This window comes from Derxia lacustris (genome assembly GCF_002105195.1).
Classification (GTDB): domain Bacteria; phylum Pseudomonadota; class Gammaproteobacteria; order Burkholderiales; family Burkholderiaceae_E; genus Derxia; species Derxia lacustris.
Genome location: NZ_MUHU01000025.1, coordinates 131889 through 151199, shown reverse-complemented (window position 1 = coordinate 151199; position 19311 = coordinate 131889). Strand labels below are relative to the sequence as shown.

The following is a 19311-nucleotide window of genomic DNA, read 5'->3' as shown; positions in this document are numbered from 1 at the left end:
ATCATCCATTTGAATGAGCGGCATGCGGCCGTCTGATTGATTCAATTCAAAGCAGCAGCCATGCCATCAAATTGAATTGACCGTCGCTTGCTGGGAATGAGCGCCCAAAAAACGAATTGCCATTCGCTGGCGGGGTGAAACGGCGGTTGCTTCACCGCGGCGCAGGTGTCACCGGCTGCAACAGGCGGCGAAATGTCGGTGAACGCTTTTCTGTTGCAGCCGACGAATTCCAATTCGCGTATTCCCTAGGAATTGCGGCCGAATTCAAATGGCATGGAGCTTGCGCCAGACTGACGCGGCAAATCACCCAGGTCCCGCCACGAGGACCGGATTGCCGCTCGAAGAAAAATATCCGTCAGGGAGACAGACATGCACCCAAACCTGGTTCGCCGGGTGACGGGCGCGCTCGCGTTCGCCGCAATGGCGTTCGTGGCGAGCCCGCCTGTCGAGGCGCGCATCACGCGCATCGATCTCGTCACCGGCCCCGCCTTCGGCGATGCCAGCTTCGGCACGGTCGGCAAGTTCGACCGCATCGTCGGCCGCGTGTATGGCGAGCTCGATCCGCGCCTGCCGGCCAACCGCGCGATCCAGGACCTCGAACTCGCGCCGCGCAATGCGCGCGGCCAGGTCGAGTACGCGATGGATGTCTATCTGCTGCGGCCGCGCGACGCCGCGCGCGGCAACGGCGCGCTGCTGTTCGACATGCCCAATCGCGGCAACAAGTACGCGCACTTCTCGTTCAACGTCGGCACCGTGCCGGCGGTGTCCACCAGCGATCCGGGCGCCAGTCTCGACGGCGCCGGCGACGGTTTTCTCCAGGCGCGCGGCTACACCGTGGCCTGGGCCGGCTGGCAGGGCGACCTGCTCGCCGCGCCCAACCGGCTGCGCTTCGACGCGCCACTGGCGCAGGGCGCGGGCGGCGCCGTCATCACCGGCCGGGTGCGCTCGGAGTTTCTGGTGACCGCGCGCAGCGCCACGCTCAACCTGAGCAGCGGCTCCTTCACCGGCATGACGCACGCCAGCTATCCGAGCGTCACGCTCGACACCGCCGGCGCCACGCTGACCCGCCGGCGCCATGAAACCGATGCGCGCGAGCCGGTGGACGCGGCCGACTGGCGCTTCGCCGACTGCCTCGCGACGGCGTTTCCGGGCACGCCCGACAGCGGCAAGATCTGCCTGCGCGACGGCTTCGACCCCGACTATCTGTACGAGCTGATCTACACCGCGCGCGACCCGCGCGTGCTCGGCGCCGGCTTTGCGGCGACGCGCGATCTGGTGTCCTTCCTGCGCCATTCGCTCACCGACGATTACGGCAATGCCAATCCGCTGGCCAATCGCATCGACACCACGCTGGCCTACGGACTTTCGCAGGCGGGGCGCTTCATGCGCGCCTATCTGCATCTCGGATTCAATGCCGACGAATCGGGTCGGAGAGTCTTCGACGGAATGAATCCGCATATCGCGCCGGAATTGATTCCGCTGAATGTGCGATTTGGCCAGCCCGGCCGGGCTTATGGCCAGCATGAAGACCACGATTACCCGGCGGCCGAAGGGCCATTCAGCTGGGGCCGCGAAGAAAACGCCCGATTCGGCGAAACCGACGGATTGCTGGAACGCTGCAAGCAGACCGCCACCTGCCCGAAAATCGTCCAGACAGTGAGTTCGATCGAATATTGGCAGGGGCGAATGTCGCTCAATACGGCAAGCCGGAATGGATTGCACGATCTGGCTCTGCCGGACAATGTGCGGCTATATCACTTTGCCGGCACCCAGCATGTGCCGGGCGGCGGTCAGGCAATCAATTGCCGCTATCCCAACAATCCCAATTCGTATCAGGAAGGCCAGCGCGCCTTGCTGGTGGCGTTGCACGACTGGGTCGCCGGCCGGGCGCTGCCGCCGCCGAGCCGCTATCCGCGCGTGCGCGCCGGCAGTCTGGTCGCGCCCGATGCGGCCTCGGTCGGCTGGCCGGCGATCCCGGGCGTGAGCTTTACCGGGCAGATCAACGGGCTGCGCCGGCTCCACTTCGGCAACCGCTTCGATGTGGATGACGAGAGCGGTGTCATCACGGTCGAGCCGCCGCGCGAGACCGGCCCGGCCGCCACGCTGCTGGTGCCGCGCGTCGATGCCGACGGCAACGAGGTCGACGGCGTGCGCTCGGTGAGCCTGCTGGCGCCGCTCGCCACCCACACCGGCTGGAATCTGCGCAAGCCGGGCTTCGGCGACGGCGAGCTGTGCGGCCTGCAGGGCGGCTATTTCCCGTTTGCCACCACGGCCGCCGAGCGCGCCGCGAATGTCGATCCGCGCCTGTCGCTGGTGGAGCGCTACGGCGATCACGCCGGCTATGTGCATGCGGTGCGCCTGGCCGCCGGCCAGCTCCAGCGCCAGCGTCTGCTGCTGCCCGAGGATGCGGCGCGACTGATTTCCCAGGCCGATGCCAGCAGCGTGCTGCGCTGAGGCGGACCCGCCTTTCCCACCACAACCACGGCCCCATGAGGCCGGAGGAGACATCGAGATGACTGCAAGCCGCTCTGCTTCCGCGCTCCGGCGCACCCTGGTCTGCGCTGCCGCCGTGGCCGGCGCCCTGGCCGCCGTGCCGGCCGCCGCCGAGCCCAAGCTGCATGTGGAGGAGTCGGTGAAGCTGGCCGCGCCGGTGAGCAAGGTGTGGGCGGTGCTCGGCAGCTTCGACGGGCTGGCCAAGTGGCATCCGGTCGTCGCGAGCACCGAGATCACCAAGGGCAGCAACAACCGCAAGGGCGCGGTGCGCTCCATCACCACCAAGGACGGCGCCAAGCTGGTGGAGGAGCTGCTCGACTACGACGCCAGCGCGCATTCGATGCGCTACCGCGTCGTCGACTGGCCGCTGCCGGTGACCGACTACGTCTCCACGCTCAAGGTGGTGGCCGACGGCAGCGGTTCGCGCGTGGTGTGGACCGGCGACTTCCTGCGCGCCAAGAGCGCCGCCGATGTCGACGACAAGAAGGCGCGCGAAATCATCGCCGGCATCTACACCGCCGGCTTCGACGGCCTGCGCACCGCGCTCGGCGAAGCGGCGCCGGCCAAGTAGCGCCCGCGCCGTGGGCGATTCGGGTCTTGCGCTGCGCGGCATGCCGCGCCTGTCGCTGCCGGGCGGCGAGGCCGGGCGCGCGCTCGCGCTCGCGCTGTCGGTGGCGCTGCATGCGGCCTTGCTGGTCTGGCTGCCGGCGCGCCCGACGGCGCCGCCTGCGCCCGAGCCGCCGGCCCGGCTCGCGCTGCGGCTGCTGCCGGCGCCCGAGCCGGCACCGCCGTCAGTACCGGCGCCGGCGGCCGCGCGGCCCGCAGCCCATGCCGGCCCGGCCCGGGCGCCGGTGCAGCGGAAGTCCACGGCCCGCCCGGTCGTCGCCGCGGCAGGCTCGGCCAGCAGTCTTGCCAGTGCCGACGGCGAGGACGGCGGCGCCGTGGGCGACCTGAACTACCGCCGCTTCTACGACGACAACCCGAAGCATCCGATGCGCTGCATGGTCGGGCATGTGGCGCAAAGCTCGGGCGACCACGATTCGGCCATCTACATCTACGAGGACTGCGCGAAGCGCGGCGACAACTTCAGCCTGCTGTCGCTCGCCGTGTACTACGAGGTGGGCGCCGGCCATCTGGCGCGCGACCCGGCCAAGGCGGCGGAAATCTTCCATCGCATCGCCACCGGCAGCGCCGAGGCTATGCCGCGAACGGGATGTTCTATTACGGGCTGGTGCTCTATTACGGCCTCGGCGTGGCGCGCGATGCCGCCGCCGGGCTCGACTGGCTGGCCCGGGCCAGCGCGCGCGGCGACCGCGACGCGGCCGAGTTCATCGCGCTCGACCAGGCCGGCAACGCACCGCCGGCGGAGCGCTACTTCAGGCGCTGAGCGCGCGGTCGGGGCTAGAGTGAGGCCGCTCCTCCAACCCCAAGAGAGATAGTCATGACCGCTCCGCTTTCCGGCCCCAATCACGCGCCGCTGTCCTGCGGCAAGCCCGCCTGGCTCGTCGTGCTGCTGCATGAGCACGGCAGCGACGGCGACCATGTCGTCGAGCTGGCGCTCGACTGGGCGCCCAATCTGCTCAAGGCCGAATTCATCGCGCCGCATGCACCGCTCGGCGAAGGTCGCGCGCGGCACTGGTTTGGCGCCGATGCCGACGGCCAGCCCGATCCGGCGGCGCTCGACGCGGCCGCCGCCGCCGTGCTGGCCGCCGCCGACGGCTGGCTGGCCGAGCGTGGATTGGGCGCCGAGCGGCTCGGGCTGCTCGGCTTTGGCGCCGGCGCCACCGTGGCCTTGCGCGCCGGGCTGAGCCGGCCCGGCCTGGGCGCGGTGGTCGCCATCGGCGGTGGCGTGGCGGGTGCGGTGCCGGCGCCGCCGGTCGGTGCTGGCGCCGAGTCGCTGCCCGAGCTGCTGCTGGTGGAAGGCGCCGATCCGGCACCCGCCGGCACGCCCGATGTCGCGGCCAGCGCAGCGCTGCTCGTCGAGGCGGGCTGGACGGTGCAGCGCCAGTCCAGCCCGGGCGACTGGCACGGGCTGACCGAGGCCGGGATCGATGCGATCGCGCGGTTCCTGAAGGGGGCGCTGACGCGGGTGGGGGTGGAGGCGGCGGGCGAAGAGCACGATCACTGAGCCGGGCGCCGTCTGGCGTTGCACCGATTGCCGCCGCGCCGATCAAGCCGGATCGGCGCCAGAGGCCGCCATCCTGGTGCGACGTCCCCAGCTGCCCCGCATCACTCGGCCAGAACATGACTCCTCGCCTGAGCCACCGCCAGCGCAGCGCTCTCGTGCGACAGCAGCGTCGCCGCGCCTTCGGCCGAACCCTCCGCTGCCGGCATGACGCGCTCGAACATCGCCCGCTCGTAGCGCGCCACCGCCTCGGCCCAGTCCTCGCCCGCGATCAGCTCGCGCGCAAGCTCGGCGGCATCGAGCATGGCCGCGTTCACGCCCTCGCCGCCGAACGGCGACATCAGATGCGCGGCGTCGCCAATCAGCGTGAGCCCGCGCCGGCTTGCCCAGCGATGGCCGACCGGCAGCGCGCAGATGTGGCGCACCGCAAAGCTGTCGTTGGCGGCGCGGAACAGGTCGGTGATGGCATCGGCATAGCCCGCGAATTCCGCCACCAGCCCGGCGCGCACCGCCGCCGGCGAACTGAAGTCGAAGCGCCTTTCGGCCCAGTCGGCCGGCACGCGGAAGATGGCGTAGCCGCGGATGTGCGCATGGCCGTTGCGCTGCGCAATGATCTCCATGCCGTCGCCGTGCGCTTCCATCTTGCCGTGGCCCACCAGCCGCGCCAGCGCCGGATGGCGCGCGTCGACATCGTCGATGCCGAACTCGACGAAGGTCAGCCCGCTGTACTGCGGCCGGTACGGCGACAGCAGCGGCCGCACCCGCGACCCCGCGCCATCCGCGCCCACCACCAGATCGAAGCTGCCGGCGTGGCCGTCGGTCAGCGCGAGATGCCAGCGGCTGTCGGGCCCGGCTTGCAGATCGGCCAGCGCAGCGCCCCAGCGCACCGTGCGGGCCGGCAGCGAATCGAGCAGCAGCGCGCGCAGGTCGGTGCGGTCCACCTCGGGGCGGTTGCCGTCGCTGCCGGCATCCTCGAACAGCAGGCGAGCCGACTTGTCGAGCACGCGCGTGCCCTGGTCCTCGTAGCGTGCGATGCGCTTGAAGCCGGCACCGAGCCCGGCGCGCTCGATGGCCAGCAGACCCGATTCCTCGTGCAGGTCGAGCGTGCCGCCCTGCGGCCGTTCGAGCGGCCCGGATTCGCGCTCGAACACGGTCGCGGCGATGCCGGCCACATGAAGGATGCGGGCCAGCGCGAGGCCGCCGGGGCCGCCCCCGACGATGGCGATGCTGGGTTGCGTGGACATGGGCCGTGCTCCTTGGCGATAGAATAGGTTCCTATGCATAAAAGCATAGTCACCTATGCAACGTCAAGGCGATCATGACCGACCACCTGCCCTCCAATCCCATGAAGCTCATCGGCCGCGCGGCGCGCGCCTTCACGCGCATCGCCGATGGCGATCTGCGGGAGATGGGTTTCGCGACGGGTCAGATTCCGGTGCTGGTGGCGCTCAAGCACCAGAAGGCGCTGTCGCAGGCCGAGCTGGCGCGCATCGCCCGCGTGGAGCAGCCGAGCATGGCCCAGTTGCTGGCGCGCATGGAGCGCGACGGGCTGGTGGAGCGGGTGGCCGATCCGGCCGACAAGCGCAGCCGGCTCATCTCGCTCACGGCCGATGCCGCGCGGCGCATGCCCAAGGCCAAGGCGATCATGGACAAGCGCACCGGCGAGGCGCTGGAAGGCTTCAGCGCCGAGGAAACCGCCCAGCTGATGACGCTGCTGGAGCGGCTCAACGCCAACCTCGACCGCATGGGCGACGAGGCGGCGGGCTGACCGGCCCGCTCAGGCGGCCTGCTCGATCTTCTCCACCAGCAGCGGCCTGACCTGCGCCACCCAGGCGTCGAGCCGCGCGTCGGTGTGCATGCCCTGCGTGCGCTGATCCAGCACCAGCCCCACAAACCGCCCGTCGATCACCGACGCCGAGTGCTCGAAGGTATAGCCCTCGGTGCTCCAGTCGCCGACGATCTCGGCGCCGTAGCCCAGCAGCACGTCGTGCAGCTTGCGCAGCGAACTCGCGAAGCGCTCGGTGTAGCGCTCCTGCGCGCCGAGGCCGAACAGCGCCACGCGCTTGCCCGCCAGCGGCGTGCCGCCCGGCATCTTGGCCAGGAATTCGGCCCAGTTCGATTCGAGGCAGCCGGCGGCGTGGCCCGGAATCTGGCCCACGCCATAGCTCGGCGAGCCGAGGATGAGCGCGTCGTAGGCCAGCAGGTCGGCCGGCTCGATGCGGTTGACGTTGACGGGCTTGGCCGCCAGCTCGTCGCCGAGCCGGGCGTGGATTTTCTTGGCGATCAGGCGCGTGGTGCCGGTCTCGGTGCCGAAGAAGATGCCGATCTTGTTCATGAGGAGCCTGGAAGGTGCGGGTTGGACGGCCCCGGGCGGCTTGGCGCAAATGTCGCGCGCGGCACCGACAAACGCGCCAGAACGCGTGCCGGATCAGCCACTTGCGCGCGCGCCGCGCCCGGGCGCCGGTCCTCAGGCAAGAAGCATGCGGCGCTCGCCGACCCGATAGGCAGCCGATTGCGAGTCGCTGCGGCGAAGCGATGTGAAACCGCTTGCAGCGAACGGCAACCTGATGCAGATCGCGGCAGTTAGTTGATGTTGAGCGATAAATGCCTGCAATTGCCGTGGGCAAGCCTGGGCGCAAGCGGCTATCCTCGCGTCAGATCAACGAAAGGATCGCCCCATGACCCAATCCACCGCGGAGCTTGAAACGCTCCTGATGCAGCGCTCGCTGAGCGACCCGGAGCTGCTCGCCAAGGCGGCGCAAGCGGCCGATTACCGCATCCTGCCGGACGCCACCGTCATCAAGATCGGCGGCCAGAGCGTCATCGACCGCGGCCGCGCCGCCGTCTATCCGCTGGTCGACGAGATCGTCGCCGCGCGCAAGCAGCACAAGATGCTGATCGGCACCGGCGCCGGCACCCGCGCGCGCCATCTGTACTCGATCGCCGCCGGCCTCAATCTGCCGGCCGGCGTGCTGTCGCAACTGGGCGCCTCGGTGGCCGACCAGAACGCTGCGATGCTGGGCCAGCTGCTGGCCAAGCACGGCATCTCGGCGGTCGAGGCCGCCGGCATGTCGGCCGTGCCGCTGTTTCTGGCCGAAGTGAATGCCGTCGTGTTCAGCGGCATGCCGCCCTACAAGCTGTGGATGCGCCCGGCTGCCGACGGCGTGATCCCGCCCTACCGCACCGACGCTGGCTGCTACCTGGTGGCCGAGCAGTTCGGCTGCAAGGCCATGATCTACGTGAAGGACGAGCAGGGCCTGTTCACCGGCAATCCCAAGACCGACAAGCACGCGACCTTCATCCCCAGGATCAGCGTCGACGAGATGAAGGCCAAGGGCCTGCACGACTCGATCCTCGAATTCCCGATGCTCGACCTGCTCAAGAACTCGCTGCATGTGCGCGAAGTGCAGGTCGTCAACGGCCTCGTGCCCGGCAATCTGACCCGCGCGCTCGCCGGCGAGCATGTGGGCACCATCATCACCGCGAGCTGAGGACCGACCATGTCTGACACCACCAACGACATCAAGCATGTTGCCTCGCCGCTCGCGCGCCAGACCCTGCTCGACGGCAGCCTGACCCGCCCGGTCGCGGGCGGTCGCCCGATCCGCCTGCTGCCCTGGTTGCAGGTCGTCAAGATCGGCGGCCGCGCCATCATGGATCGCGGCGCCGAAGCCATCCTGCCCATCGTCGACGAGCTGCGCCGCCTGCTGCCCGAGCACCGCATGCTCATCCTGACCGGCGCCGGCATCCGCGCGCGCCACCTGTACGGCGTGGGCCTCGACCTGGGCCTGCCGGTCGGCTCGCTGGCGCCGCTGGCCGCGAGCGAAGCCGGCCAGAACGGCCACATCCTGGCCTCGCTGCTGGCACCGGAAGGCGTCTCGTATGTGGAGCATCCGACCATCGCCAACCAGCTCGCCATCCACCTGGCCGCCGCGCGCGCCGTGGTGGGCAGCGCCTTCCCGCCCTACCACCACCATGAATTCCCGGGCTCGCGCATTCCGTCGCACCGGGCCGACGTGGGCGCCTTCCTGCTCGCCGACGCGCTCGGCGCGGCCGGCCTGACCATCGTGGAAGACGTGGACGGCGTGTACACCACCGACCCCAAGGGCGCGGACGCTGCCAGCGCGAAGTTCCTGCCCGAGACCAGCGCCGCCGAACTGGCCTCGCACACCGGCACGCTGCCCTTCGACCGCGTGCTGGTCGAGGTGATGGCCAATGCGCGCCATCTGGAGCGGGTGCAGATCGTCAACGGTCTGGTGCCGGGCCGGCTGACGGCTGCGCTGCGCGGCGAGCATGTGGGCACGATCGTGAAGACGGGCGCGAAGCCGGTCTGAGCGAGGCTTGCATGGCCGCGCACGACTCGTGCGCGGCCATGCTCGCATCAGGGCAGAGGCTCGTCGTCTTCCAGCCCGCCTTGCGTGTCTGGCGCAGCGTCGTCGAACACGGCGCGCACCGCTGCAACGATCGCTTCCTGACGGGCATGCAGCGCGCCACCCGAGTCGAATAGCTCAGGCAAGGCTCGGCGCAGCTTGTTGCTGACGGTCCAGTTCTCCTGTCTGAGCGACCGGATGATGCGATCGGCATCCGCGTCGGGCATTTCGACCAGCTGCTTGATCGCTGTCCGTGCCCTGTCGTGCTGGCGCAATGCCAGCGCCTCGTTCGCCATTTCGTGCTCGACCGTCTGGCGCAGCACCGCGCTCAGATAGCGGGCGTGCTCGGTCAGATCGGGATAGCGCCACGCATGCTCGGCGTCGGCGGTTTGCGTGAACTCGAAATCGGTCGGCACGCCATCGGCGCAGATGCGCTGCTGCCCGAAGCGATAGCTGCCGGCATGACGGCGCATGAACGGCCGGGAGAAGACTTCCAGCGCCTGCTCGTAGTCGGCGCTCCCCTTGGCCGTGCCGGCGATGGTTGCCGACACCGGCACGATGATGTTGGCCGGTACCGCGCCATCGGCGGCGAGCAGATGGTTCACGAGAAAGCGGTGAATCCGCCCGTTGCCGTCGGTGAGCGGATGCAGATACACGAACGCGAACGACACCGCCGCTGCACGCGCGACCGTGTTCGCGCCACGCGTGCGCCGTTCGACTTCGCGCAGTGCCTGTGTCATGCCATCCACCAGTTCCTCCGATGGTGCGACGTAATGGACGATCTGGGCACGGAAGCTGTTCTGGCCCACGAATACCGGCGAGCGCCGAATGCCGAGCCGCAAGGCGTCATCGCCGAGCACGGCGCGTTGCAGCACGAGCAGGCTAGCAGGCGACAGCACATCGTCCATGCGGCCGCTGAACTCGGCGATGGCTGCCGCAAAGCGGCCGACACGGTCGCTCCGGTCGCCTTCGTGCTCGATCGCGAAGCTTGACCGCGACTCCTTGAAGGTCAGCCAGGCGGCGCTGCGCAGGAGCAGTTCCGGTCCGTAGGTCTCGTCGAGCTGCCGCACGCCGGCAGCCACGTCGTAAAGCCAGCCGCGCTCACGTTCGGGGCCGAGATGGACCATCGGGCAGAACCCGCTCGGGCCGGGCAGGTTGTTCTTGACGCGCCAGCGCCGCACCAGATCGGCTCGTGCCGCGGTGAGGTACTCGCCGGCATCGATCGCATCGGTGTACGGCACATTGGGCGCCGTGTCCGGTGCATCGAGGCGCCCGCCGGTGAACCACTCGTAGAAAAAGGCGGTGCGGCGCGCATAGCTGCCGGTCGGCGCCTCGCGCACCCAGGCGGCGACTTCCTCGGGATCGACGCAGGCAAACAGGCGCGAGAAGAACTCGAAGTTCAGCCGCTCGTACTTGAGCCCGAACTCGAAATGACCGCGAAACGAGTCCGCCGGCTCGTACTGCGCGGGCCAGGTCAGCAGCTCCTGGCCCGCAACCCGCTCGCGTCGGCGCAGCTTGCCAACCTGGCTGCGAGTGAAAAGCGGCTGCACGGTGGTGATGCCGTACCGCTCGGCGAGGCGCTGGAAACCGATGGGAAAGTCAGGCATGGCGGACGTATTTCGCTATCGGGGCTGCCATTTTGCTAGAGAACCCGGTGAATTCCACCAGAACGTTATAGCCGCCGCGCCATGTCCGCCTTGCGCGCCACCAGCTTTTCGGCCAGCGCGGCGCTGCCGCCGGCATCGCGCACGGTCGCGCGGATCGCGTCGTCGTCGATGGCCGCAACCACCGCAATCGCCGCGCGCACCGCGTCCTCGCTCATGTCGCCGAACAGCCGGCGCGCGCTCGGCGGTTGTCGGGATCGGCGCGCAGGCTGTCCAGCTCGCCGACCGTGGTGCCGAAGGCGCTGCCCTTCGGGTCGCCGAGGGCGCGGAATTCGAGCGCGCCGCCGACGTCGAGCGTGAGCACGCGGCCGCCCGCGACGCCCTGGTTGTCGCCATTGAAGCCGGCGGCGTCCCAGTTGGCGGTCCAGGCGTGCACGCCGAGCCAGCGCTGCGCCTCGCGGCGCTCGGCCTCGTCGAGCTGGGCGATCGTCTTCTTGTCGAGCGGCACGAACACGGTCGCGATCTCGTCCGGTGAAAGCGTTTGCACGTAGTCGAGCGTCGGCGCGCCGGCAAGGCGGTAGAGCTGGGCCGCGAGCCATTCGTTGCGCGCGTGGGCGGGCGTGTCGAGCGTCTTGATGTAGTAGCGACTGCCGTCGTCGGCCTCGAACACGGCGGCCGGATTGCTGCCGAGCTGGCGGCCGACGCGGCGCAGGCGGGTGGCGTCGAGCGGCGGCGGGACGATGGCCGACGTGGGCGTCGTCGCGGTTGCGGGCGCTGTCGTGCCGGTGGCGGCTGCCGGCGCGGCGGGCGCGCGCGGCGTGGAAGCGGGCGCGCGGCTCACGGCAGCGGCCGCGCGCGGCGCACGACGGCGAGCTGGCCCGGCGTCTCTATCGCGCCGTGGCGCGCGCGGCGCACGGCGCGGATCGCCTGCTCGGGCTCCATGCCCAGTTCGGCCAGCAGGCGCGCGGCCATCATCCCGGCGCGGCCGAGGCCGCCCTTGCAATGCACGACGATGCTGTCGCCGGCGCGCAGCAGGGCGCGGATGTGGGCGCCGTGCACGAGCCAGTCGCGCTCGAAATGCTCGGTCGGCACGCCGTAGTCGGCGATCGGCAGATGGCGCCAGTCGAGGCCGCGCCGGCGCACTTCCTGGCCGAGCAGCGGCACGCGCAGTTCGAGCAGCTCGTGCGGCTCGACCAGCGTGAGCACGAGCCGCGCGCCCCAGGCCTCGATCACGTCGAGGTCGAGGCCGAGATCGCGCGCCCAGGCGCCGGTGGCGGCGGCCTTGTCGTGCTTGCCGGGGCAGAAGGTGATGCCGATGCGGCCGTGATCGGCGCAGGCGCGGACTTCGGCGATCTGGAGCGGGTGGGTGAGGCTGGTGCGGGCTGCCATGGATGTTCTCGCACGGAGCGGGGGAGGAGCGGGGATGCTGCCATGACGGCCGACGTGGTGCCCTGATCCCGGCAGGGTCGTGCAGATGGCGATGGGTGGCATCACCGCAGGCCCGCCACCTCCGCCAGCCGCGCCACCGACTTCCGCGCTTCCTCCGCCGACGTGAAGTTCGCGAAGCCGAGCAGCAGGCCGCCGTCTTCGGCGCCGCTTCCGTCGTCCGTGTCGCCCGTACCCACGCGCCAGTCCCCCAGCGCCTGCACCGCCAGCCCCCGCGCCCTTGCCTCGGCGGCGATGCGCCGGTCGTCCCGCCCCGCCGCCAGCCGCGCGAGCAGATGCAGCCCGCCCGCCTGCGGCGCCACCCGCCAGCCCGGGCCACCGGTCGGCGCCGGCGTGTCGGTCGGCACCGCCGGGCCAGCCGAAGCGGGCTCGTCCGCCGGCACCACCGCCTCAGCCTCAGCCAGCGCCTCGGCCAGCCAGCCGCGCCGCTCGGCGTACAGCGCCCGCATGCGCCGCAGATGCCGCGCGAAATGCCCTTGCGCCATGAAGTCGGCCACGCTCGCCTGCGTCGCCACCGGCCCCGGCCCGTGCAGCGTCTGCGCCGCCGCCGCGAAGCGCCCGACCTCCGCCGCCGGCACCACGAGATAGGCCAGCCTCAGCCCCGGAAACAGCAGCTTGCTGAAGCTGCCCGCGAACAGCACGCGCCCGTCGCGGTCGAGGCTGGTGAGCGCCGGCAGCGGCCGGCCGTGGTAGCGGAACTCGCTGTCGTAGTCGTCCTCGATGATCCAGGCGCCCGCGCGGCTCGCCCAGGCAAGCAGCGCGAGTCGGCGCGGCAGGCTCAGCGCCACGCCGGTCGGGCTCTGGTGCGCGGGCGTCACCACCGCGAAGCGGGCGCGCGGTGCCAGCGCCTCGCCGGCCGCCACGTCCAGCCCTTCGGCATCGACCGGCACCGGCGCGAGCTTCAGCCCGGCCAGTTCCAGATGCCGCCGCGCGAACGGATAGCCCGGGTCCTCGAACCAGCCGCCCTCGCCCGGCCGCAGCAGCGCCCGGCAGACCAGGTCGAGCGCGGCGCGATAGCCCGCCGTCACGAACACCTGCTCCGGCGCGCAGGCGATGCCGCGCGCGATGCCCGCGTGGATGGCGATCGCGCGCCGCAGCGGCGCATGCCCGGCCGGATCGGGATGGCCCATGGCCGCGACGTCGAGCGCGCGCGCCTGCCGGCCGGCGATGCGCGCCCAGGTCTTGCGCGGAAAGGCGTCGAGCGCCGGCAGGCCGAGCTGGAAGGGCAGGAGCGTGGCCGATTCGATGCGCGGCTCGACGGACGGGATCAGGCGCGGCGAAGCCGGTGCGGGCGCGATCGGAAGCGGCGAAGCCGGGGCAGGCGCATCGGGCGGCGTCGGGTCGAGGGCCGTGCCGGTGGCCGTCACGCCGGGGGCGGCGATGGCCCCCGGCGCCCGCGCCGCGCCCCGATTGGCCCGCGCCCAACCCGCCACGCCCGGCGCCACGAAGCTCCCCGCCGGCCCGCGCGCGGCGACGAAGCCCTCCGTCGCCAGCACCTGATAGGCCAGCTCGACCGTGCCGCGCGACAGGTGCAGTTCGCTCGCGAGGCTGCGCACCGACGGCAGACGCGCGCCCGGCGCGAGCTGCCCGGCCGCGATCGCCTCGCGGATGCGCCGGCAAAGGCGCAGATGGATCGGCCCGTCGCCGGCGGCGGGGGCGAGTGGCGCCTGTGGCATCGGCATGTCCTGGTCATTCGTGCGTTTCTTGGCCCTGTCGGCCGGGACATGAGCTTCCTAGAGTGCCCGCAGCGCAGCAAGCCGCCGCGCCTGCCCTTGGAGACCACCTTGACCGCGCTGCGCCTGCCTTATCCGACCCTCTCGCCCGAGGCCTATCAGGGCTTCATCGCCACCAAGAAGGCGCTCGCGCACAGCAGCCTCGGCCGACCGCTGGTCGAGTTGGTGTACCTGCGCGTCTCGCAGATCAACGGCTGCGCCTTCTGCCTCGAAATGCACAGCGCCGCGCTGCGCGAGGGCGGCATGCCCGCGCCCAAGCTCGACGGCGTGGCCGGCTGGCGCGTGAGCGCGCATTTCAGCGACCGCGAGCGCGCCGCGCTGGCCTGGGCCGAATCGCTCACCGACGTGGCGCGCACGCATGCGCCCGACGAGGACTTCGCGCCGCTGAAGGCGCATTTCAGCGATGTGGAAATTGCGGACCTCACGTTCGCGGTCGCGCTGATGGGTGCGTTCAACCGGCTGGCGATCGGGATGCGGCAATAGCTGGCCGGCTCGCCGCCAGCGCCCCGAACCTCGGGTCGATTCCGCCAGCGCCTCACGCATCGTCCGGCAGCAGCCTGCCTTGCTGCGGATCGGGCGGCCACGTCCCGGCATCCCGGCGCGCCTGAAACCAGCGATGCATGGCCGCATCCTCGACCGCGTACTCGCCGCGCGCCGATTTCCACACCAGGGCCGGCGTGCGCTGCCGGAGCGATTCCAGCGCCTTCTGCGCCTGCTGCACGCTCACCGGGCGCCCCAGCTTGTCACGATAGAAGCGCAGCGCCTCGGCGTCATACGGGCGAAAGCGCGGCCCCTGGTCGAGCATCCGCCACAGCAGCACCTGCTCGGTCGGCTTGAGGCCCAGATAGTCGGATTCCATCTGCGCTTCATCCTGGGCCTGCTGGTCGCGCGCCGCCTGTTGCAGCGCCGGCTCGAAGCGCCCGCTGTGACCCGACAGGGGGCTGAGCACCGCCCCCATCGCCGCCATGAAGAACTGGGGCCGATGGCCGAAAGCGGCAAACGCCTCCTGCAATGCCGCCCGGTCCACCGGCACAAGATCGGGCCGCTGGGCCTCGACCAGCCCGGCCACGTGGGCGATGAAACCGGTGTCGAGCGGCGGCAGCGCCTGGATCTGCGAGCCATAGAACGGCGCCCCCGCATTGACCACCAGACGCAGCAGCTTGTCGCGGTCGGAGCCGGACATCACGAGCATCAGGTTCACCCGGCCCGGCTGATTCATCTGGTCGCGCGCCGATTTGAGCGCCGTCATCGCCGCCTCGCCCGCCTCGCTGGTCAGAGCGTGCTGGGCTTCGTCGATGATCAGCGCCACCGGCTTGCCCGCCGCCTGTTGCAGGCTGCGCAGGGCGTCCACCAGGTTCAGGCCGTCGATCTGGCCGATCTTGCCGGTGTCGATTTCAAGCGCGCCGGCGACCTTCACGGCTTTCAGGCCGGCCTTTCTGGCCGTCCGGGCCACCAGCCCCAGATGCGCCTCCAGCGCCCGGGCGATGGCCTCGGCAATCAGGGTGCCGGGGTCGCGGCGGGTGTCGGCCCAGAGGTCCACGTACACCACCTCGACGCCAGCCTGTTGCAGGGCAGGCGCCAGATCGCCTTGCAGGAAGGTGCTCTTGCCGGTGCGGCGGGGCGCGGCGAGGAACAGGCCGTTGTGCGCGTCGCCGAGCAGGGAGCGGCCCTGCAAGGCCAGCACGAACTGTTGCGCGAGGTCGGCGCGGTGGTACGTGATCAGGCGATTGCCTCTTCTTGTCTCTGATGGGGATGCTTTATCCAGATCGAGATAAAACGGGATAGTCGGGCTTGCCGGCGGGGATGGGCGGCAACGACAGCGCATGCAAGATTGGGCTGAGCGCGACGCAGCGCACCCGCATGTGGATCACATGCACGCCTTCGCTCGATTCGATCTGTGTGGCCGCGTCGGTAAACACAGCGCCGCGAGTGTGCCGCGCTGGCCTTGGCCGAATCGCTCACCGACGGTGGCGCGCACGCATGCGCCCGGCGAGGACTTCGTGCCGCTGAAGGCGCCTTTTAGCGATGCGAAGATTGCGGATCTGAGCTTCGCAGTGGGGTTGATGAGAGCGTGTAACCGGTTGGTAGTCGGGATGCGGAATAGGCTGCGCCAATTGCCAGTTAAAACGCTGTCAGTCGTGATCTGGTGCCAGTGCCGATAGCGTCGATCTTGTGGAGGTCGATGCAATGCTGCTGTAGATGGGAGTGTCAGGGCACGGACTTCGGCCACTTTAAGTGGTGTAGGTGAACGCAGACAGGCTATTGAAATCATGACGCCTCCACTAATTACACCTACCTCTATGACGGCTTAGAAAGAGTTGATTGTCTTCGGTTGAGGAGTTGAGCATCACCTTTGGTCTTGATAAAGCTCTTATGCAGCCTCAAACGTAAGGGATGCTCATATTTCACGCCTTAGGCGCAACGCCGCCTTTTCGACCCAGGCCGAATCCGACTCGGTATAAATCTGGCATGTCAATTCTTCCATCCTTCTTTGTCTCAATTAATCCCAGTCGTTGCAGGTCGTCCCGAATTCCATCCCAGCCTCTGTCAGTGTGCTGTGCCGGAAGTCGGTCCGAGTCGGCGCTGCTGAGCCCGTGAGGGAACTTTTCCGACCAGCGGGTAACCAGTTCTGAGTAGTTGCAAGGCACATTTAGCGCCCGCAGTGTATTCAAAATATCGGTGACCCAAGGATAATCCTCGGCGACTTCTGCTACCCGTATGTCTGAGGCCTTTTGTATACCTCTCTTAATGCTCTCAAAATGTAGCGCGAACTCATGGCTTGGATAGCGTTCCTCGGAATCTTCTGCCGCCTGGCGGATCGCAGCAAGAAAAGATCGCGGCGAGGTTTGGCCTCGCCCATCTGCTAGGTGACCGATTGACCACGTATAAGGGATGCCGCGTCTTCTGTCTCGCCCCATCCATGGCCCCGCAATTTTTTCGAAAGCTATTTTTTGGGCGCCAGACTCTCTCTTCATATCGTCTGGAAGCTGCCATCGGCCATCGGAGAAGCTTGCGGAGCAAATCTCTCTGATTATTTGCCCCCCAGGGTCAGGTGCTGATGCCAATCGTTGCCAGAGTAGTCCATGAAGATCGTGTCTTGCCCATGATAGTTCTGCTTTGGTTGCAAGCAATTTTGATGCGTCTGGGAAATTGAAGACGGTTCTCTCAGCTTGGTCTTCGCGCAAGAATACTTTCGCATACAACCCAGGATGCGTCTTAAGCCACAGAACAGCTCTCAATAAGCCCCTGACGATGTTGTCCATTTGTTGCCAATCGGCGCTGGTGCGATCCAGTGCGTCAAAAATAATTAATCCTCGCCAAGATCGAGGTTGCTGCATGAGATTGACTGCGGCCTCTGGCTTTTCTTTTAGCCATGTGACAGTGGCATTCCAATTTTCCATTGGAATTGATATGTTGGAAACCTTGCTGACCCAGCGCAAAATAACGGCTCGCCATATGTCATAAGGCTCTGTTCCGGCGGCAAGCGATTTGGCGAGTGCATCTGCATTTGGAAATTCAGGGGATTCTTTGCTTGCAAATCCGGTGTGAATAACAACGTTATCAAGCTCGCGCAGGCTCGATCGAAGAGTTTTTCGAAGGCTGTCAGACTGAAGTGCTGCTGTCCAAAAAGACTTGCCGACGCCGCGGCCACCAACAACGACATGCGCGTCTAATCGAAGCGCCTTCATATGAGACAGTGGCGCGTAAATGGTGTCAGGTTGTGGGGTTTCGCCGTGATTGCTGGTCTCGAGAGGTGCGTCGAGAATGGCCTTTCGAACAGCAGTAGCATCAGTCATGGGGAGGGGTCAGTTCCAAGGTGTCATTCACACCGGTGATAATGGCGCCGAAGAGTTGATTAATCAATTGCTTGTCAATCACCGCAAGTCGGCCGGCTAGCGAACTTAGAGCAGCAAAGCTCCGGTGCCATCTTATTTCCCAAGGTGAATGAGGGGCATACGGGTCAGATTCTTCGAAATGAAACCTGTTAGCTGCCGGTTCACCTGCTGGTACGGCATCATAAAGCAATGAGAATAGATCTGCTGCATGTTCCCGCAGGCCGATCACATACTCAACTTCTTCTGTCTCAGGGATAAGTGCTCCAACTAGCTGTAGACGTTCGCGTATGGTGGTTGCTGCATTTCGTTGCAACCAGTGCTCGAAGAGTATTTGATAGCCAGACCAAGTTTGACTGCCGTCCACCGCAAATAACAAAATAAGCTTTGCGCCCAAGTCTGTTAGGCAGGTGGATGCCACCTCATCGATTCCCGCGCGAGAGTCAAGCAGGATTACATCTGGATTTGTCTTGAGTTCCAGTTCGTTGATTAGGCGATTAAGACGTTCAGACCAACCTTCTTTTTTTCCAGTTTTGGAGATTTTGGGCATCCAAATGCGGCCCAGCTTCGAAATGTAATCCCCGGGTTCTGCTCCATGTGCTGGTGTGACAAATATCTCGCCATCTCTGGCTAAGTCGCTCGTCGCGATCATGGATTCAATAACAATCTCGGTGTTGTCTACGAGATCTTCGAGAAGCCAATCGGTCACCCCGAATTTAGGTTGGCGATCTTCTGGTAGTAGAGAGGTAGAAAGGCCAGGGGATTCCAAATCAAGGTCTACAATGAGAACGCGCTTGCCTTCTTGTGCTAAAGACCATGCGAGTGCAGAAAGGGCGGTAGATCGCCCGACTCCCCCTTTGATTGAATAGAATACTATGCGAGGTGCGCCATTTGAAATCGGGGCAATTTTTTCCCAGCAGCTTTCTGTGGCTAGTCGATCGGCGACCCACACATTTGCAAAGCTGGTTAATTGAAATACAGTTGCATTTTGCTTTGCCTGTTCGAGCGTCGTTTCATATAGGAGCATGTTGCTTGGAGTAAATGCGTGCGGTCCGAGAGCATTAGATAGCTCGCTTGCAACAGCCTCCGCTTCTTGAGTGATTGATTGCGCTCCATTGTCATATGTTTCTTGCGCGTCTTCTGGAATGATTAGTCGTATGCGGCCATAAAGGTCGCGGTTGACTAGCATCCACGGGAGTGTGTTGATCCAGTCGCTGTGGGCAATAAATACATTGCTCACAATTTCCAGTGTTTGGTCAAATGTAGTCATGGAAGCAGTCCTTCGGTACGCGCTTTTTTTACTAATTCGGCTACACTATTGCAACCGGATTTGTGTGTGGCTGCAATGGCTTCATTAAAACTTGCTTGTCCTGCATATCTCTGTGAAATGGTCCAGTTTTCGAAGGGATTTTCTGATGATAGAGCATATTCAGTTCCGGCGTGATGGCCTGTCCGATAGCTTTCAAAGCGCGCCCATATCGCATTGATATGGTCCCGATCCTCTCTTTTTGCAGGCGCGTCGGTTTGTGGATTTATTTCCATTCCGAATGCTTGCATCAATGCTTTGAGGCCGCATTCTGCTGCTACGCCGTACAGATGATCTGCATTGGCCCAACGGCTCTGTTCAAACAACAGGCCTGCATCATGGGTATGACGAGTGTGGGCATCTTGAAAATCAGATTTCATTCTTAGTGTCCTTTGTATTGA

Annotated in this window: 20 protein-coding genes; 8 read left to right on the top strand and 12 right to left on the bottom strand. The window is 66.9% G+C overall.

All coding sequences use genetic code 11. The annotated features are described in order from the left end of the window. Positions 1-41: 41 nt before the first annotated feature. Positions 42-233 carry a hypothetical protein gene (locus B9P64_RS24550; protein WP_139826355.1) on the bottom strand — a complete coding sequence of 64 codons (192 nt, stop codon included), beginning with the start codon at positions 231-233 and terminating at the stop codon, positions 42-44. A gap of 136 nt (positions 234-369) precedes the next feature. Here B9P64_RS24550 and B9P64_RS16730 point away from each other — a divergent pair, with 136 nt between their 5' ends. From B9P64_RS16730 to B9P64_RS16720, 4 genes are read left to right on the top strand one after another with little or no spacing between them, the layout of a single operon-like run. Beyond that, complete coding sequence (locus B9P64_RS16730) at positions 370-2454, top strand: alpha/beta hydrolase domain-containing protein (RefSeq protein ID WP_139826354.1); 2085 nt, start codon at positions 370-372, stop codon at positions 2452-2454. A 58-nt stretch (positions 2455-2512) separates the two neighbouring features. Further along, entirely contained in the window at positions 2513-3064 is a 552-nt protein-coding gene (locus B9P64_RS16725) for an SRPBCC family protein (protein ID WP_176256860.1), read from the top strand. A 10-nt stretch (positions 3065-3074) separates the two neighbouring features. Next, entirely contained in the window at positions 3075-3932 is an 858-nt protein-coding gene (locus B9P64_RS24545; protein ID WP_139826353.1) for an SEL1-like repeat protein, read from the top strand. 2 nt (positions 3933-3934) lie between these two features. Then, positions 3935-4621 (top strand): alpha/beta hydrolase, encoded by a 687-nt coding sequence (locus tag B9P64_RS16720; RefSeq protein WP_085317148.1) that lies wholly within the window; start codon positions 3935-3937, stop codon positions 4619-4621. A 101-nt stretch (positions 4622-4722) separates the two neighbouring features. Here B9P64_RS16720 and B9P64_RS16715 read toward each other — a convergent pair whose 3' ends face one another. Next, positions 4723-5862 (bottom strand): FAD-dependent oxidoreductase, encoded by a 1140-nt coding sequence (locus B9P64_RS16715; protein WP_085317147.1) that lies wholly within the window; start codon positions 5860-5862, stop codon positions 4723-4725. Between the two features lie 101 nt (positions 5863-5963). On the opposite strand from B9P64_RS16715, the gene B9P64_RS16710 reads away from it, so the two are divergent. After that, a complete protein-coding gene (locus B9P64_RS16710) occupies positions 5964-6386 on the top strand; it encodes a MarR family winged helix-turn-helix transcriptional regulator (RefSeq protein ID WP_235840021.1) in 423 nt (140 codons plus the stop codon). A 9-nt stretch (positions 6387-6395) separates the two neighbouring features. Here the strand turns inward: B9P64_RS16710 and B9P64_RS16705 are convergent, their stop codons facing one another. Next, entirely contained in the window at positions 6396-6953 is a 558-nt protein-coding gene (locus tag B9P64_RS16705) for a flavodoxin (RefSeq protein ID WP_085317145.1), read from the bottom strand. A gap of 343 nt (positions 6954-7296) precedes the next feature. Between B9P64_RS16705 and B9P64_RS16700 the strand changes: the two genes are divergently transcribed. Together B9P64_RS16700 and B9P64_RS16695 are read left to right on the top strand one after the other, a co-directional pair. Then, positions 7297-8109 carry an amino acid kinase family protein gene (locus B9P64_RS16700; RefSeq protein ID WP_085317144.1) on the top strand — a complete coding sequence of 271 codons (813 nt, stop codon included), beginning with the start codon at positions 7297-7299 and terminating at the stop codon, positions 8107-8109. A 9-nt stretch (positions 8110-8118) separates the two neighbouring features. Continuing rightward, positions 8119-8952 carry an amino acid kinase family protein gene (locus B9P64_RS16695; RefSeq protein ID WP_085317143.1) on the top strand — a complete coding sequence of 278 codons (834 nt, stop codon included), beginning with the start codon at positions 8119-8121 and terminating at the stop codon, positions 8950-8952. A gap of 47 nt (positions 8953-8999) precedes the next feature. Here the strand turns inward: B9P64_RS16695 and B9P64_RS16690 are convergent, their stop codons facing one another. The 5 genes from B9P64_RS16690 to pdxR form a co-directional block, all read right to left on the bottom strand. Continuing rightward, positions 9000-10595 (bottom strand): Fic family protein, encoded by a 1596-nt coding sequence (locus tag B9P64_RS16690; RefSeq protein ID WP_085317142.1) that lies wholly within the window; start codon positions 10593-10595, stop codon positions 9000-9002. A gap of 65 nt (positions 10596-10660) precedes the next feature. Then, complete coding sequence (locus B9P64_RS27045; protein WP_217808700.1) at positions 10661-10810, bottom strand: hypothetical protein; 150 nt, start codon at positions 10808-10810, stop codon at positions 10661-10663. Continuing rightward, positions 10807-11433, bottom strand: coding sequence for a hypothetical protein (locus B9P64_RS16685; protein ID WP_217808699.1), 627 nt, complete (start codon positions 11431-11433; stop codon positions 10807-10809). Before B9P64_RS16685 ends, B9P64_RS27045 begins: the two co-directional genes overlap by 4 nt. Beyond that, entirely contained in the window at positions 11430-11981 is a 552-nt protein-coding gene (locus B9P64_RS16680; protein ID WP_028311945.1) for a cyclin-dependent kinase inhibitor 3 family protein, read from the bottom strand. Before B9P64_RS16680 ends, B9P64_RS16685 begins: the two co-directional genes overlap by 4 nt. Positions 11982-12082: 101 nt before the next feature. Continuing rightward, complete coding sequence (gene pdxR, locus B9P64_RS16675; protein ID WP_028311944.1) at positions 12083-13714, bottom strand: MocR-like pyridoxine biosynthesis transcription factor PdxR; 1632 nt, start codon at positions 13712-13714, stop codon at positions 12083-12085. A 108-nt stretch (positions 13715-13822) separates the two neighbouring features. Here pdxR and B9P64_RS16670 point away from each other — a divergent pair, with 108 nt between their 5' ends. Further along, positions 13823-14254: a carboxymuconolactone decarboxylase family protein gene (locus tag B9P64_RS16670; RefSeq protein WP_028311943.1), complete on the top strand. Its 432-nt coding sequence runs from the start codon at positions 13823-13825 to the stop codon at positions 14252-14254. A 52-nt stretch (positions 14255-14306) separates the two neighbouring features. Here the strand turns inward: B9P64_RS16670 and B9P64_RS16665 are convergent, their stop codons facing one another. The 4 genes from B9P64_RS16665 to B9P64_RS16645 form a co-directional block, all read right to left on the bottom strand. After that, complete coding sequence (locus tag B9P64_RS16665) at positions 14307-15455, bottom strand: AAA family ATPase (protein WP_235840020.1); 1149 nt, start codon at positions 15453-15455, stop codon at positions 14307-14309. A 721-nt stretch (positions 15456-16176) separates the two neighbouring features. Further along, positions 16177-17568: a hypothetical protein gene (locus B9P64_RS16655; protein WP_084545166.1), complete on the bottom strand. Its 1392-nt coding sequence runs from the start codon at positions 17566-17568 to the stop codon at positions 16177-16179. After that, positions 17561-18874: a ParA family protein gene (locus B9P64_RS16650; RefSeq protein WP_084545165.1), complete on the bottom strand. Its 1314-nt coding sequence runs from the start codon at positions 18872-18874 to the stop codon at positions 17561-17563. Before B9P64_RS16650 ends, B9P64_RS16655 begins: the two co-directional genes overlap by 8 nt. Next, on the bottom strand, positions 18871-19290 hold the full coding sequence (locus B9P64_RS16645) for an SAM-dependent methyltransferase (protein WP_084545118.1): 420 nt from the start codon (positions 19288-19290) through the stop codon (positions 18871-18873). Before B9P64_RS16645 ends, B9P64_RS16650 begins: the two co-directional genes overlap by 4 nt. Positions 19291-19311 lie beyond the last annotated feature (21 nt).

Excerpts from the sequence above, each read along its gene's own strand:
- B9P64_RS16730 (WP_139826354.1), top strand. The coding sequence starts at position 370 with ATGCACCCAAACCTGGTTCGCCGGGTGACGGGCGCGCTCGCGTTCGCC.
- B9P64_RS16725 (WP_176256860.1), top strand. The coding sequence starts at position 2,513 with ATGACTGCAAGCCGCTCTGCTTCCGCGCTCCGGCGCACCCTGGTCTGC.
- B9P64_RS16720 (WP_085317148.1), top strand. The coding sequence starts at position 3,935 with ATGACCGCTCCGCTTTCCGGCCCCAATCACGCGCCGCTGTCCTGCGGC.
- B9P64_RS16715 (WP_085317147.1), bottom strand. The coding sequence starts at position 5,862 with ATGTCCACGCAACCCAGCATCGCCATCGTCGGGGGCGGCCCCGGCGGC.
- B9P64_RS16710 (WP_235840021.1), top strand. The coding sequence starts at position 5,964 with ATGAAGCTCATCGGCCGCGCGGCGCGCGCCTTCACGCGCATCGCCGAT.
- B9P64_RS16705 (WP_085317145.1), bottom strand. The coding sequence starts at position 6,953 with ATGAACAAGATCGGCATCTTCTTCGGCACCGAGACCGGCACCACGCGC.
- B9P64_RS16700 (WP_085317144.1), top strand. The coding sequence starts at position 7,297 with ATGACCCAATCCACCGCGGAGCTTGAAACGCTCCTGATGCAGCGCTCG.
- B9P64_RS16695 (WP_085317143.1), top strand. The coding sequence starts at position 8,119 with ATGTCTGACACCACCAACGACATCAAGCATGTTGCCTCGCCGCTCGCG.
- B9P64_RS16690 (WP_085317142.1), bottom strand. The coding sequence starts at position 10,595 with ATGCCTGACTTTCCCATCGGTTTCCAGCGCCTCGCCGAGCGGTACGGC.
- B9P64_RS27045 (WP_217808700.1), bottom strand. The coding sequence starts at position 10,810 with ATGAGCGAGGACGCGGTGCGCGCGGCGATTGCGGTGGTTGCGGCCATC.
- B9P64_RS16680 (WP_028311945.1), bottom strand. The coding sequence starts at position 11,981 with ATGGCAGCCCGCACCAGCCTCACCCACCCGCTCCAGATCGCCGAAGTC.
- pdxR (WP_028311944.1), bottom strand. The coding sequence starts at position 13,714 with ATGCCACAGGCGCCACTCGCCCCCGCCGCCGGCGACGGGCCGATCCAT.
- B9P64_RS16655 (WP_084545166.1), bottom strand. The coding sequence starts at position 17,568 with ATGACTGATGCTACTGCTGTTCGAAAGGCCATTCTCGACGCACCTCTC.
- B9P64_RS16650 (WP_084545165.1), bottom strand. The coding sequence starts at position 18,874 with ATGACTACATTTGACCAAACACTGGAAATTGTGAGCAATGTATTTATT.
- B9P64_RS16645 (WP_084545118.1), bottom strand. The coding sequence starts at position 19,290 with ATGAAATCTGATTTTCAAGATGCCCACACTCGTCATACCCATGATGCA.